This window comes from Saccharopolyspora sp. NPDC045839, assembly GCF_056431645.1.
The window spans coordinates 116,282-129,690 of the sequence record NZ_JBWKKH010000022.1 but is presented as its reverse complement, the minus strand read 5'-3'; the positions used below and the strand labels follow the sequence as shown (position 1 = coordinate 129,690).

Annotated in this window: 13 protein-coding genes; 9 read left to right on the top strand and 4 right to left on the bottom strand. The window is 65.8% G+C overall.

The genetic code is table 11. The annotated features are described in order from the left end of the window. Nucleotides 1–12: 12 nt before the first annotated feature. Together AC07EQ_RS27590 and AC07EQ_RS27585 are read left to right on the top strand one after the other, a co-directional pair. On the top strand, nucleotides 13–246 hold the full coding sequence (locus AC07EQ_RS27590) for a hypothetical protein (RefSeq protein ID WP_478390774.1): 234 nt from the start codon (nucleotides 13–15) through the stop codon (nucleotides 244–246). A 178-nt stretch (nucleotides 247–424) separates the two neighbouring features. Beyond that, complete coding sequence (locus AC07EQ_RS27585; protein ID WP_478390773.1) at nucleotides 425–616, top strand: hypothetical protein; 192 nt, start codon at nucleotides 425–427, stop codon at nucleotides 614–616. Nucleotides 617–718: 102 nt separating this feature from the next. Here AC07EQ_RS27585 and AC07EQ_RS27580 read toward each other — a convergent pair whose 3' ends face one another. From AC07EQ_RS27580 to AC07EQ_RS27570, 3 genes are all read right to left on the bottom strand, one after another. Then, a complete protein-coding gene (locus AC07EQ_RS27580) occupies nucleotides 719–1,270 on the bottom strand; it encodes a GNAT family N-acetyltransferase (RefSeq protein WP_478390772.1) in 552 nt (183 codons plus the stop codon). Then, nucleotides 1,267–2,697: a helix-turn-helix domain-containing protein gene (locus AC07EQ_RS27575; RefSeq protein ID WP_478390771.1), complete on the bottom strand. Its 1,431-nt coding sequence runs from the start codon at nucleotides 2,695–2,697 to the stop codon at nucleotides 1,267–1,269. Before AC07EQ_RS27575 ends, AC07EQ_RS27580 begins: the two co-directional genes overlap by 4 nt. An 851-nt stretch (nucleotides 2,698–3,548) precedes the next feature. Beyond that, complete coding sequence (locus tag AC07EQ_RS27570; RefSeq protein ID WP_478390770.1) at nucleotides 3,549–3,773, bottom strand: helix-turn-helix domain-containing protein; 225 nt, start codon at nucleotides 3,771–3,773, stop codon at nucleotides 3,549–3,551. A 1,277-nt stretch (nucleotides 3,774–5,050) separates the two neighbouring features. Here AC07EQ_RS27570 and AC07EQ_RS27565 point away from each other — a divergent pair. The 3 genes from AC07EQ_RS27565 (at nucleotide 5,051) to AC07EQ_RS27555 (ending at nucleotide 8,339) form a co-directional block, all read left to right on the top strand. Then, entirely contained in the window at nucleotides 5,051–5,413 is a 363-nt protein-coding gene (locus AC07EQ_RS27565; protein WP_478390769.1) for a hypothetical protein, read from the top strand. A gap of 103 nt (nucleotides 5,414–5,516) precedes the next feature. Further along, nucleotides 5,517–7,658 (top strand): NACHT domain-containing protein, encoded by a 2,142-nt coding sequence (locus AC07EQ_RS27560; RefSeq protein WP_478390768.1) that lies wholly within the window; start codon nucleotides 5,517–5,519, stop codon nucleotides 7,656–7,658. A 192-nt stretch (nucleotides 7,659–7,850) separates the two neighbouring features. Next, the gene (locus tag AC07EQ_RS27555; RefSeq protein WP_478390767.1) at nucleotides 7,851–8,339 is read left to right on the top strand and encodes a hypothetical protein; all 489 of its coding nucleotides are present in this window, start codon (nucleotides 7,851–7,853) and stop codon (nucleotides 8,337–8,339) included. 203 nt (nucleotides 8,340–8,542) lie between these two features. Here AC07EQ_RS27555 and AC07EQ_RS27550 read toward each other — a convergent pair whose 3' ends face one another. Further along, a complete protein-coding gene (locus AC07EQ_RS27550) occupies nucleotides 8,543–8,896 on the bottom strand; it encodes a VOC family protein (protein WP_478390766.1) in 354 nt (117 codons plus the stop codon). A gap of 408 nt (nucleotides 8,897–9,304) precedes the next feature. Here AC07EQ_RS27550 and AC07EQ_RS27545 point away from each other — a divergent pair, with 408 nt between their 5' ends. The 4 genes from AC07EQ_RS27545 (at nucleotide 9,305) to AC07EQ_RS27530 (ending at nucleotide 13,298) form a co-directional block, all read left to right on the top strand. Then, nucleotides 9,305–9,625, top strand: coding sequence for a hypothetical protein (locus AC07EQ_RS27545; RefSeq protein WP_478390765.1), 321 nt, complete (start codon nucleotides 9,305–9,307; stop codon nucleotides 9,623–9,625). A gap of 131 nt (nucleotides 9,626–9,756) precedes the next feature. Continuing rightward, complete coding sequence (locus AC07EQ_RS27540) at nucleotides 9,757–10,329, top strand: helix-turn-helix domain-containing protein (protein ID WP_478390764.1); 573 nt, start codon at nucleotides 9,757–9,759, stop codon at nucleotides 10,327–10,329. Nucleotides 10,330–10,374: 45 nt separating this feature from the next. Next, nucleotides 10,375–11,802, top strand: coding sequence for an NAD(P)/FAD-dependent oxidoreductase (locus AC07EQ_RS27535; protein WP_478390763.1), 1,428 nt, complete (start codon nucleotides 10,375–10,377; stop codon nucleotides 11,800–11,802). Continuing rightward, a complete protein-coding gene (locus AC07EQ_RS27530) occupies nucleotides 11,799–13,298 on the top strand; it encodes a peptide MFS transporter (RefSeq protein WP_478390762.1) in 1,500 nt (499 codons plus the stop codon). The genes AC07EQ_RS27535 and AC07EQ_RS27530 overlap by 4 nt, the downstream gene beginning before the upstream one ends. Nucleotides 13,299–13,409 lie beyond the last annotated feature (111 nt).

The following is a 13,409-nucleotide window of genomic DNA, read 5'->3' as shown; positions in this document are numbered from 1 at the left end:
ACGGGCGGGCTCGTGCTGTCGACGGTGGTGATCGACAGCAACCGGCGCTCCGGCTCTGGGAGTGTCGCCTTGCCGTTCGCTCTGCTGTGGACCGTTGCCGGGCTCGTGTTGTGCTGGGCGGCGGCCGCGGTGCTCTACTCGGCGTTCGGCGCGCGAAGCCGGATCTGGAGGACCGCCCTGGCGGCGTGCATCGTGATCACGATCGTGGGCCTTGTGGTCTGGGGCGTGGGCCTTCCAGTTCGCTGATCGGTCACGGTCGTGTGACTGGGCCGTGCTGTTTCACGAACCGATTCCGCCAGAGGCCGGCGTTGGAATCCTAGGTCGGGCTCATGCGCGGTCGGCTGGGCGATCGACCCCGTTGCACTCATCTGCGGCAAGTGCGGCCTCGATGTCGGGACGCAGTCCAAGGCATGCCTGTCTCGACGTGTCGTCGGATCCGGGCTGCACGGGCCGCGTCGCTGACAAAGCCAAGCCGCAGACGAAGGCCGCCGCATCTTGCGTCGGCGGCGCGCTGGCCGTCAGCGTCGTGTGGCTGATCTCCACCCACGGCATCGAAATGCCCGAGGCAGTTGCCACCGCCCTCGGCGCACTGATCACCTCAGAGTGGGCTATCTGACCCCGCAGAGCTGAAAACCACGAAGCGGAAGCGCCCCGCATCCTTACCGAATGAGGGGCGCTTTCTGCTGTTCGGACTACACGAAACCAGAAACTTAGTTGATCACTGCTGAAGATTCTTGATCAGCACGTCGAAGATCGGGGATCCAGGTAGCGGATTCCGCTTCTGTGCAACCTTCCGCCAGCCCCAACTGGCATATGCGTGCTGCGCAGGACCGGCTGCGGGCTGGACCGTAAGCGTCGCTCGCTCTTCGGGGCGATCTTCCAGGAGAAGATCATGGAGCCGGGCAGCTACCCCTGTACGCCTCCATGGGCGGCGGACGAGTAGCTCGATCAGCACGAATGTCCGCCCAGGCGGCTCGTCGGTCATGTCAGGCTCAACCTCGGTTGTGAGGTCCGCCCACCACGGGGCTTTCGGTGGCATGGTCAGGCCAAATGAGAAGCCAGCCATCTCTCCGGCCGAGTCACGGGCAACTACCAGCCCGGCACCCGGCCTCTGATGCTGGACCGCGAAGCGGTCCTTGAACAGGCGGACGTGCTCGTCCCCGTACTGGTAAGGGGGTTCTGAGAACACTTCCCGGTAGACGTCGCCCAACTCGTCGCCGAGCTGGCCTGCTTCCTCGGCGGGGATACGGTGAAACTCGACTTCACTCACTCCAGCTCGTTCTTTCTTTCTGGGGAGACTTTGTGCACGTGGTCCGCCAGGTTAGCTCGGAAGTCAACGACAGCCACAACGTCACGGTAGCGGGCAATGAGGCGCTCGGAGTGTTCAGCAAGGCGGCTGACTGCGTGGGAGGAGCTGATCTCCTCTGCTTGGCTCAAGGCACGTTGTGCAAGTACAGCCGCTTCCTCTGGCTCGCCCTGGGCTAGGCGGACCTTGCTGAGCCGTAGGTCGTCGAACAATCGGCTGCGTAGTCGATGATCCTGGCGGTTCTCTGCAGCATCGAGTGCATGAGCCTCGGCATACCGGGCATAGGTGGCCACGCGTTGGGAACTGGGGTCTTGGAGCGCGAGTTGTGTGTAAGCCGCGGAAGCGAGGCTCTCGACCTCGGCCCGGTCCATGTACCTGTTCCAGGCCTGTTGGCAATCTGGGGCAGCTTGATCGAATGCCTCCAGCGAAGCTTCTACAGCGCGGCGGGTGCTTGCAGCTTCGGGGTGACCGAACCGCGCGTAGGCGCAGGCTTCATGGCCATGCAACTCCGAACGCACCAACGGGCTTGCGCTCCTTGGGAGGGTGGATAAGGCGGTGCGAACCATTGCGAGGCTGTCTTCGTACTGGCCGAGCGCTTTGGACAGCTGTGCCATGTCGCCGACGATCTTCGCACCGAGATCAAGCGAGCCAGCGCGTTTACAAGCCTCCAAGCCGTATAGGAAGTACCGCTGTGCTGCGACCGGAAAGCCAGCATCCCAGGTCATGAAGCCTGCCAGCTGGGCGAGCTCGCTCGTTACCTGGTACAAACGGCGCTGTTCGGGGGCTGCGTGTCGGTGCTGAAGTGTCTCAACTACGGCGTTGAGCTGCCCTAACACAGCTTTGCGGTGAAGGCCGCCCTGCCCCGAAGCGTCCCATCTGCGAAACAGCTCCACTGCGTGTTCAAGGCCCTGGATCTCGTCCTGCCCGACTTGGCCGGGTTTGATCGGTACTACCGGGGCCTCCGCGGCCCATTGTCGCACGGGAACCACCAGTGCCGCCCCCGTCAGCAGTGACAGCTCCAGGAATTCTCGGCGCGTTGCCATGTCGCTCCCGATGAACTCAATGATGTTGCCGACCGCGTCCTGTTTCCGGTCCGCAGCGTCAACGGGGACAAGTTGCGCTTGCTCAACTAGCCCGCCTGCTGGTTCAGGAGAAGCGTGCTGTCTGAGCTGGTCGAACCGCTCGCGTGCGGCGCCGGGCGCCCGCTGAAGCGTGGTATCAAGAGCTGACTGCATCTCAGGAAGTGGCGTGATTTCAGCTAGCCGTGATTCCCACTTGTTGATCGTCCGGGGATGCACGCCGAGCAAGTCCGCGAAGGCGTTTACGGTAAGCCGCAGTGCGCTACGCAGCAGCTTGGCTTCGAACCCCGTCCAGCGAGAGAGTGGCGGCATTCGCCCATCGTTACGCGTACACCGCACGGCATCCAGTAGGCGACGCATGAGTACGTCCCGAGTGCGTGCCGAGTACGTGCGCAGGGCGTTCCGAGGCCCAGGACCTTCGCGGCCTCGCGGTCTTGTTGTCTCGCCTCGCCTTTGCCTCCAACGCCGCGTTCACCGTGTTCCCGGCGGGATACACCACGCCATCGGCCGGGTCGCACCAGGAAGCAGCATCCGAATTCTCCCGCCCATACCTCATGCCGACCGACCGCAGCCCGCACGGACCGGTAACCCCGTATGCCAATCCACCGGACCACCGACGTACTCCCCACGACGCCGGCACGCTTCAGCAGCGACTTCCCCAGGCTGCGCACGCCGCCGCCGCAGGTCGGCGAACGTGGGAACGGCAGCTTGCAACGTCCAGTCCTCGCGGGCGCTGATCGCATGAGACGACCGAACCATACGACTACGCCACTCCCATTCAAACCAGTCCCGGATCAGCTCACGCAGGTGTGGAGATTCGATCAACCGCGCCAACACCGGCAACTCGTCGTGCAAACCCTCCGCGAAATCCCTCCAGGCCGCAGCATCTGCGAGTAGGCGGTCATACACCCCTCCGGGAAGGACAATCCGATCACCGATCTCCGCCATCACGCGCTCCCGTGTTGCAACACCGCCAAGCCCGTCCAAGAACCGAACGAGACAAGATCCGCGGGCACACATCGCTCCCCAGACACGGACGGCATCTCCACGCAGCGCAGGAGAACGCCGTCGAGCACCGATGCATCGCCGGTCGCTACTGTTCGCAGGTTGCGGCGTTCGCCGACCGCATCGGAAACACGATCACTCAAGACAGTCCGAAGTGATCAAGTCGAGTCGGGATGCCGCAACGGCGTATCCGACCCATCCAAGAACTCGCTGATGGCGTGGACCGGAATAATGTAGGCCTTGCCGGTATTTCTCGCCCGCAGCTTCCCGCCAGCGATCAACTTCCTGACCTGCCACGGCGACAGCGACAACATAGTCGCAGCAACGACGACCGTCACCGCAACACGCTCCACCTCACCGGGGTCTCGAAGGACTTGCGTCATGCCTCATCACCAACATCAAATCACTACTTCTCACGACAAGTTCCGTTACACACCCATGCCTAACCAAGAAATCCACATAAGGGAACGGTTTTCATGTGTCCACACTGGCCAGGAACGTGTCTTTACCAACAACACAAACCAGACAGAGCACGGTTACGCTGCTCGCTCGCATATGAGCTGAGTGACTGCGAGACCTGGCCGACTCTTGTTAGGACCGCTTCGGCCGGAAGCCACAGGCGAAGGCCGATGCGATTGAGGTGGCGGGAGGAAGCACCAGAGCAAGCCAGTACGCCGACCATGCCCCACCGCTCCCGCGAGCACGCGGCAGCCATACGGATTTATGACCCCAACCTCCTGCACGTCCGCCATCGCATACTCGACGCTCACGCAGAGACCACCCCGGTCATGCACGACCCAGCAAGCCACCTCGCAGCACTGTTCAACCTCCGATCACCTCCACATGCGTGGAGAGCGCAGCAATTCGAGTGCCGCGGCGACCTTGTCCATCGGACCACCTCGCGGAGAGCGCCGAGTGGTTCGGACCGGCGAGCAGAAAACGACCGGACAACCTCCACGTGCGTGGAGAGCGCCAGCAATAACCCCCCTTCGTGTCCTTAAGAACCGGACCACCTCCACGTGCGTGGAGAGCGCGGCCCTGGTCCCGATGGCGGGGCCGGAACGGACGTGCTCTCCACGCACGTGGAGGTGATCCGGAAATCAAGGTCACCGCGACCTCGTCCTGGTAGGGCTCTCCACGCATGTGGAGGTGATCCGGTCGATGACCTGACCGCGGCCTACAAGCAGTGGTGCTCTCCACGCTTGTGGAGGTGATCCGGAGTCCTGCGCGTCGTGCATCTCGGTCGGCGCGTGCTCTCCACTCACGTGGAGGTGGTCCGATCGACCGCAGCGACCTAGTCATCGAGCCGCCGTGCTCTCCACGCACGTGGAGGACGTGGAGGTGGTCCGCACCGCATGCGTTCTGCTCGTTGGCATCATTGGCTAGGCGAGTCCGGGGATCCGGCTGACGTCGGCGCTTTGATGACCGGGCCGTGGAGCCGGGTCCAGACCGCCTGAACGCTGCTGATCCCCGACGACTTGGACCGGATGCCGTCGATGCTGTGGCGGTTCTGGCTACCGGAATCGGCGGTGCAGTTCCTCGACGGCCGGACCAACGGGCGGGCCTCGCCCGGGGCCGAACGAAAGCTGGATCACCGTCACCCCCTGGCGACGTCATCGACTACGACGTCATCTACGCCGACTGCCGCGACTTCAAGGTCATGGCCGCCGGATACGACGAATGGAGCGGCGAACCGGTCCGGCAGGAGATCCAGAAGACCCGGCTCGACCTCGCGCCAATCCCGCAGACCTACCGCGGCCTCACCTACGGCATGACCGAACTCATGGCGCTCACCAAGTCACGCGGCTGGCCCCACCACGCCAACCCCGTCGCCGAATGGTGCTTCGACGCCGTGGAAGTCCGCCACCCACCCGGCGACGCCGACCAGCTCCGCCCCGACAAACCCGACCGCGCTGCCGTCGGCAAGCGCATCGACGCCGTGCCGACTGCCGCGATGGCGGTCACGCGCTGGCGCGAGCTGGCGCAGAAGCACGCCCGTTCAGGACGCATGATCGTCAGGTAGCGAGGGTTCGAGCAGTGAACCGGGCCAGGTGGATGATCGTCCACGCGGTGGTTCTTGGCGGTTTTGGTCTTGGTTGCGGTCGGTGTGCGGCAGACTGCACGGCGTGTCGGGCGGGAAGATCCACAACGAGAATCACGGTGCGGCCAGGACCGTTTTCCAGGTCAGCGGCGATGTGAACGGCGATGTCGTGCTGCTTTCGAAGTCCGATGCTCACCTGGGCTTGGACGAGACGCGGACGAAGCTGGTTCGTAACCTTCTCGCAGAGGTGCGCAAGCTCAGCGCGGAGGAAGTGGAGCGCTGGGGAATCCGCGGTCCTGCTGACGGGCTGTCGGTGCGCTGGCACACCGCCGTCGACGACCTGCTCGACCACTGGGAGAACATCCACGGCACCCCAGGACGCGACGACCCGGTGCGGCTGGAGGACTCCACCGCCATCCGGGACACCTACCAGGCCATCAGCTCACAACGGCTGGTCATCCTGGGACGCGCGGGTGCGGGCAAGACCGTGCTCGCGCACCGCCTCATCCTCGACCTGACCGACAACACCAGTGCGACCGCTCCGGTGCCGGTGTTGTTCAGCCTCAGCGACTGGAACCCCACCTCGACCCGGCTGCGGGCCTGGCTGGTCCAGCAACTCCTCCGCGACTTCCCGTTCCTCGAAGACCGCAACCCCACCACCGGAAAGAACGGGGCCGAGGACCTGGTCGATGGCGAGCTGATTCTTCCGGTCCTGGACGGATTCGATGAGATCCCCGAGACGCACCACCGCGCCGCGATCCGCGAGATCAGCAACGTCGACTGGCCGCTGGTCCTCACCAGCCGACCCGAGCAATACGCCCAAGCCGCCCGCACGGTCAAGGCCGTCGGCCGCGCCGCGGCCATCGAACTCGACGACCTCACCCTCACACAAGCCCACCACTACCTGCGCAAAAGCGCCGGCAAAACCCGAGCCGGCGAATGGGACGAGGTCTTCAACCACCTCGAAACCGCACCCCAGGAGACCGCGAGCCAGAACCTCACCCCAGTGCTGCGCACGCCGCTGATGGTCACGCTCGCCCGCACCACCTACAACGACAACCCAGGCCCCGACCCCCACGAGCTTCTAGACACCCAGCGGTTTCCCACCAGCGAAGACCTCGAAGAACACCTCCTGGACACCTATCTCACCACCCTCTACGACCGCCGCGACCACAGAACACACCGCCCGAACCACGCACCCGAGAACGCCCGCCATTGGCTGGGCTACCTCGCTACACACCTCAAACGACACAACACCCACGACCTCACCTGGTGGCAACTCCCCACCACCCTCCACCGCCACACCCGCATCCTCCTCACTACGACGGCGGTCGGTCTCGCGGTCGGGATCGGGGTCGGGATCGGGGTCGGTCTCGCGGACAGGATCGAATTGGGTCTCGCGGACAGGCTCGCGTACGGGCTCGTGGTCGGTCTCGTAGTCGGGCTCGTGGTCGGGCTTATCAATGAAACGGGATTCTCTCGCGGGCGTGCTGGACGGGAACCGGAACGACTGCGTCTGCGTGTACGGCGGCGAGGCAGTGCAAAGCGCACCTCAGCGACATACCTCAAAAGATTCGCGATCGAGTTCACCGGCGGGCTCGCGTTCGGCCTCGCGTTCGGGTTCGCGTTCGGGTTCGCGTTCGTGCTCCCGTTCGGGCTCGGGCGCGAGCCCGGGCTCGCAGAATGGCTCGTGCTCGGGCTCGTGGTCGGGCTCGTGTGGGGGCTCACGGTCGGGCTCGCGCTCGGGCTCGTGTTCGGGCTTGTAAACGTCGTTGTGTCCGTTCTCGGAGATAGCCAAGACCCCCATGCCACCAGCCCGTGGACACTTCTGACCCGCGACCGAACGGTCACGCTTGTCCGAACGATCGCGGTCGGGCTCGTGCTCGGGCTCGCGTTCGGGCTCACGGGCGAACTCGCGGGCGGAATCACGGCCGGGCCCGGGGTCGGACTCGTCGCCATGCTCATGGGCGGGCTCGCGGTCGGACTCTCGGTCGGGCTCGTAGGTGCTATAGCCCGTCTTGCTCTCTCGGCGTGGGGAAACTGGCTGCTGTTCACGCGGCTGTGGCTCCCGCTGACCGGACGCTTGCCCTGGCGCCCGAAACGCTTCCTCGAAGACGCCTACCAGCGGGGCGTCCTACGCCGGGCAGGGGCCGTCTACCAATTCCGCCACGCCCGGCTCCGAGAACACCTCGCCACCCACCACCGAACCAAGCCCGACCGCCGATGAACGCCCTGCCGCGTAGCACCACTTCATCCAGGTCGCCCGACGGCGGGGGGAGGTGAGCTGATGGCGATCGGTGACGCCCCGACGCAGGTCGAGCAGCAGTGGCTGACCCGGCTGATCCTGCAGCACAACGCCGAACTGCCGGAGCTGCACGAGCTGTTGGCCTAATACGAGGGCCGCCAGCGCCTGTCCTACATGCACCCCGAGCTGATCGAAACGCCGGACCAGCGTGTCCGCCAGGTGGTGATCAACTGGCCGCGCCTGGTGGTCGACGCCCTGAAAGAGCGTATCGACCTGCAGGGGTTCCGGCTCGGTGGCAAACCCGAGCTGGACGCCGACCTGGACCACGTCGCGCAGTACAACGACCTCGACACCGGGTATCAGCAGGCGCACGTCACGGCGATGGTGATGAAGCGGGCCTACGCCATCGTTGGCACGAATCCGCGGGTGGGTGAGGCGCAGTATCCGCTGGTGACGGTCGAGTCGCCGCTGGAGGTCCACGTCGAGCTGGCCCCGGCGACGCGGCGGGTGGTCGCGGCGATCAAGCGGTGGCACGATCAGCTGCCCGCCGGCGAGGTCCGGAACTTCATCACCTTGTACCTGTCGGACTACACCGTGACGTTTGGCTTCGTTCACTTCAAGGGACGTCACTTCTCCACGAGTTCGGGAGCCGTTCGGCAATGATCGATTGCCAGATTGTTCACGGGAAATGACGTCACGGCGTGAGACGGCCCGCCGCCCGTGAGGGTGGCGGGCCGTCGAGTGAAACCGGCGCGTGTTGTCCTTTGACAGCGAAGATAGTCGGTCAGGGGTGACCTGACCTGGGCGGACTGACTTGCGTGTCAACGAGGCGGACGTCGGGCCCCGGACAGCTGCCCGGTCCCCGCTCAGCTCTTGCGGTCGCTCAGGACGCAGAACTCGTTGCCCTCCGGGTCGAGGAGAGTCACCCAGTGCTGCCCGTCCTGCACGGTGTCGACGCGCCGGGCACCGAGGGAGAGCAGCCGGGCGACCTCGGCCTCCTGGTCGTCGGGCCGGAAGTCGGGGTGGAGCCGGTTCTTCGAGGTCTTGCCCTCGGGGACAGGCACGAAGAGCAGACCCGGCATCCGGTTCGGCTCAGGCCGGATCTCGATGATCTCCTCGGATTCGTCGACCACAACCCAGCCGAGAGCCTCGGCCCACCAGCGCCCGAGAGCGACCGGGTCGGCGGAGTCGACGATGATTTGTTCCCATTCCAGTGCCATGGGCCTGAGCATAGGCAGACCGGCGGCCCCACTCCGTGGTGGCCGTGGGGGCGGACAACCGCATCACCGTAGTCATCGACAACCGGCTCACCTGGGAATCGATCCCGCCCGGCTACGTCGAGCGGACTCCGGACGGCGAACGGCAACGCTACTACCACGACTTCTTCAACTACGCGGGCCTGCACCGATCGGTGTCGCTGTACACGACGCCGGTGAGTTTCGTGAGCGATGTGACAGTGGCGACCGGTTTCGACGGCTCCACCGGCGTCGTCGACTACCGGATCACGGTTTCCGGGGACACCGGGCTTGAGGTACGGGCGGCCCTGCATGACGCGGAAGGTGTCGAGGTCGCGCGCGCGTCAGGGGCATCCGGCACACTGCTCGTCGAGGACCCACGACGATTTCAGCATGACTCTGCACCTGGTCGGCTCGTCGGGCGAGCTCGTGGTCGCCGACTACGTCCAGCCCCGCAAGGACGACCGCGTGCGCGTCTCCACCCCGGCTGGAACCAGAGTCGAGCACCTCGGCACCCGTTCGTCGTACTTCCAGCTGGAGGCCGTACGCCACTACCTCCGAAACGGGACCGCCGTCCTGATCGGGATCGACGATGTGGTCGAGACCGCCGAAATGATCGACGACATCTATCGCGCGGCCAGGGCGAGTACGACCCGGCATGTGTCCCCCTCCGAGGCCGGCAGCCCCGCCGTAGCTCGCCCACACGATGACTGAGGCCCTCGGCGCACCTGCCGATCGCGAGCTACGGTCTCCTGGCCCTAGCCGGTTTCGCCCTCATCAAAGAAAACTTTGATGAGGGAAAAATTTGTTGTTATCGGACCGAAGTCTTGTTAGGGTTCCGGTTCATGTCGAAGGCACACCCCAGTGTTCAGGCGGGGATCGGAGCTCGGCTGCGGCGCCGCAGGCGGGCTCTTCAGCTGACGTTGCGGGAGGTGGCCGGGCAGTCCGGGCTCACCGAGGGATACCTCTCGCAGGTCGAGCGGGACCAGGTCAACGCGAGCGTGCGGACTCTTCAGCGGCTGTGCGAGGTCCTCAAGCTCGCGGTGGGCGACCTCTTCGAGCAGGGCGGGGTCGCGGCCAGCCCGGTCCTGCGGTTTCGCGATGCGCACGGCATGTCCTTCGGCGACGGCGCCACGAAGATCAAGCTCACTCCCAGGTCGTTCGATCACCTGGAGGTGCTGCTCGGCCACTTCACCCCGGGCGGCTCCACCGGCGTTGAGCCCTACACGCACGGCAGTTCCGAAGAGCTCCTGCTAGTGCTGTCCGGCGAGGTGGAGGTGTGGGTGGGCGAACAGCACCACCGGCTCTCCGCGCTGGATTCGGTCCACTACTTCAGCAGCGATCCCCATCGGGTCGTGGAGGCCACCGGCTCGAATGAAGCCCGCGTCCTGTGGGCCTTGGCGCCTCCCACCTACTGACCTCTTCCCACTGAATCCCCTTGGCGCACCTGGTTGGAGTTACCGATGCCCTCGTATCGCAACGGCGATGTTTCGCACTGGATGGCGACCTCCCGCGCCGAGGACCGCGCCCGACATCGGGCCGATCTGCCCGACGGAGAGCAGGACTTCGTCATCGTCGGCGGCGGTTTGACCGGGCTCTGGGCCGCGTATCACGCGGTTGTGCAGGCGCCTGGAACGTCGGTCACCGTTCTGGAAGCTGAGGAAGTCGGCTACGGCGCGTCCGGCCGCAACGGTGGCTGGCTCTCACCGCTCATCCCGGGAAATCGAGCCGTGTACGCCAAGGCCGCGCGCAAGCGGGGGCGGGATGGTGCCGCAGCCGTCGCTTCCTTCCAGGAGGAGATGGACCGGGCCGTCGCCGACGTGCTCGAAATCCTTGAGCGGGAAGGCATCCGGGCTGATCAGCAGCAAGGCGGGCATCTGCGGGTGGCCACCACCCAGGCCGCGATGAAACGTCTCGAACTGACTCATGCCGCGGACCTCGCGAACGGCTACCGCGCTGAGGACCTCGAACTGCTCGACGCTGACGCAGTGCGGAAGCGAATCGCCATCAAGCCGGCGCTGGGCGGTCTGCTGACCCGCACCACGGCGCGCATCGATCCCGCCAAGCTCGTCCGCGGTCTTGCGGCAGTGGTCGAGGCCAAGGGAGTGCGCATCGTGGAAGGCGCGCGAGCCACGCACATCGCCCCCAGGGTCGTGACCACTTCACGCGGGACCGTGCGCGGCAAGACCGTTCTTTCCTGCTTGGAGGCCTATTCCGGTCAGGTCGAGAGCTCGGCCCGCGGTCTCGGCAAGCGCGAGGTCATCCCGGTCAACTCCTCCATGGTCGTCACCAACCAGCTCCCGGCGCGCGTGTGGGACCGGATCGGCTGGCGGGGAAACGAGTGCCTGGGCGACTCCGCGCACACCTTCGTCTACGCCCAGCGCACCGCCGACGACCGAATCGCCATCGGCGGCCGAGGTTCGCCGTACGCCTTCAACTCCGGCACTCCCGGTCTCGGCGAGGTGGACGCCCGAACGGTGCGTACCCTGCGCGAACGCCTCCAGCTCTTCTTCCCCGACGTGCAGTTCAGCATCGAGCACGCCTGGCGGGGTTCCATCGGAGTCACCCGCGACTGGTGCGCCGGGATCACCTTCGACCGGGCCAGCGGGATCGGCGTCGCGCGCGGTTTCGCCGGGCACGGCGTCACCGCCACCCACCTCGCGGCCAAGACCCTCCTGGACCGGGCAGCCGGACGCGACTCCGCGCTGGCCCGGCTTCCTTGGAACGACCACCATTCCGGACGTTGGGAGCCCGAACCGCTCCGCTGGATCGGGGTCCACGCCATGTACCGGCTCTTCGGAGTCGCCGACTGGTGGGAAGAGCGCAGGCACTCCCAGGACACCTCCCTCATCGCCCGTTTCGGCTCCAGACTGGCAGGACTCAGCGAATGAGCACCACACCGCACCAGAACGCAGCAAGCAGATCCGACGAGGAATCGCCCGAATCATCGGGGAATTCGCTCCGTCGCGGCCTGTGGAGCACGGCCTTCACCGAGCTGTGGGAGCGCTACTCCTTCTACGGACTTCAGGGAATCCTGTCGTTCTACCTGCTCTACTCGCTGGCGCAGGGCGGTCTCGCGCTGAACCCGGCCGTCGCGTCGGGCATCGTCGGCGCCTACGGCGGAGCCGTGTACCTGTCCCAGATCCTCGGGGCCTGGCTGGGCGATCGGCTCTGCAGCCCGCGGAACATGGTGCTGTACGGCGCCGTCGTCATTACCGCCGGGCACGTCGTGCTCGCCTTCGCGCCCGGTTTCGCCGGTCTGGCCGTCGGACTCGTGTGCATCGTGCTCGGCACCGGCGCTTTGAAGACGAACATCACCTCGATCGTCGGGTTCGTCCTGGACCAGAACCCCGACGAGCGCTACCGGGACGCCGGGTTCTCCTACTTCTACATGGCCATCAACATCGGTGCGGTGGTCGGTCCGCTCACCACCGGCCTCGCCCAGAACGAACTCGGCTTCCACTACGGGTTCGGCCTGGCGGCCATCGGCATGGCGGCGGCTTTGGTCCAGTACCTCGCTTCCATGAAGCATCTGCCCGAACGCGCCGAGATCATCAACAACCCGCTGCCCCGCAACCGCCGTCCGCTCATCGCCGTGGCGGGTCTCGTCTTCCTCGGTGTGATCGGCGCGGCGGTCGCCACCGGGCTGCTCCGGGCCCAGAACCTCTCCACCGCGGTAACCGTCGCAGCGCTGGTGACCGCAGCCGCCTACTTCCTCACCATGACCACTTCGTCAGCCGTCACCGGCGACGAGCGCCGGCGAATCCTCGGTTATCTCCCGCTGTTCCTGGCATCCGGGGTGTACTTCGGCTTCCTGTTCCAGAAGTTCACCGCGATCTCGATCCTCATCACCGAGCGCATCGACCTGCACATCGGCGGATGGACGTTCCCGGTCGCCTGGATCACGACCGTCAGCCCCCTGGCGGCCGTTCTCATCACGCCGCTCATCGCCCGGCTGTGGAACCGGCTCGGGACGCGGCAACCCGGGCCGGTGGCCAAGGTCGCCATCGGACTGGTCCAGATCGGCGCCGCCTACCTTTTCCTGCTCATCATCTCCGAGGCCACCGGGGACGCCGTGATCCCGCTGGCCCTCATCTTCCTGTTCATGGTGGCGGCCGGATCCTCCGAGGTCTTCGTCGGCCCGATCGGTCTTTCGCTGGCCACGCGGATTGGACCTGCGAAGTTCCGGTCTCAGATGGTGGGGCTGAACTTCCTCACCCTCGCCCTGGGATCGTCGCTGGCAGGCCTGCTCGGCCAGCTGTTCACCACGATCGACAACGCCTCGTACTTCACCGTCACCGCGGTGTGCGGCATCGGCATCGGCCTGGTGCTCTTCGCCGCGCGCGGACCGCTGGGACGCCTCCTGGGTGCCGGGCTGGAGCGCTGACCCGTAGGAGCAACAGCAGGCCCCCACCTGGTGCTGACTGGGCGGGGGCCTGCGCTCGACATCAACGAAACGACGTTCGGGAGCCCTGCCCTGCACCCCCGCCTGTACCCG

What these genes read in the sequence shown, in the direction of transcription:
- AC07EQ_RS27540 (WP_478390764.1), top strand. Translation starts at nt 9,757, where the DNA reads ATGTCGAAGGCACACCCCAGTGTTCAGGCGGGGATCGGAGCTCGGCTG.
- AC07EQ_RS27565 (WP_478390769.1), top strand. Translation starts at nt 5,051, where the DNA reads ATGGCCGCCGGATACGACGAATGGAGCGGCGAACCGGTCCGGCAGGAG.
- AC07EQ_RS27570 (WP_478390770.1), bottom strand. Translation starts at nt 3,773, where the DNA reads ATGACGCAAGTCCTTCGAGACCCCGGTGAGGTGGAGCGTGTTGCGGTG.
- AC07EQ_RS27530 (WP_478390762.1), top strand. Translation starts at nt 11,799, where the DNA reads ATGAGCACCACACCGCACCAGAACGCAGCAAGCAGATCCGACGAGGAA.
- AC07EQ_RS27555 (WP_478390767.1), top strand. Translation starts at nt 7,851, where the DNA reads ATGCACCCCGAGCTGATCGAAACGCCGGACCAGCGTGTCCGCCAGGTG.
- AC07EQ_RS27545 (WP_478390765.1), top strand. Translation starts at nt 9,305, where the DNA reads ATGACTCTGCACCTGGTCGGCTCGTCGGGCGAGCTCGTGGTCGCCGAC.
- AC07EQ_RS27535 (WP_478390763.1), top strand. Translation starts at nt 10,375, where the DNA reads ATGCCCTCGTATCGCAACGGCGATGTTTCGCACTGGATGGCGACCTCC.
- AC07EQ_RS27575 (WP_478390771.1), bottom strand. Translation starts at nt 2,697, where the DNA reads ATGCCGCCACTCTCTCGCTGGACGGGGTTCGAAGCCAAGCTGCTGCGT.
- AC07EQ_RS27550 (WP_478390766.1), bottom strand. Translation starts at nt 8,896, where the DNA reads ATGGCACTGGAATGGGAACAAATCATCGTCGACTCCGCCGACCCGGTC.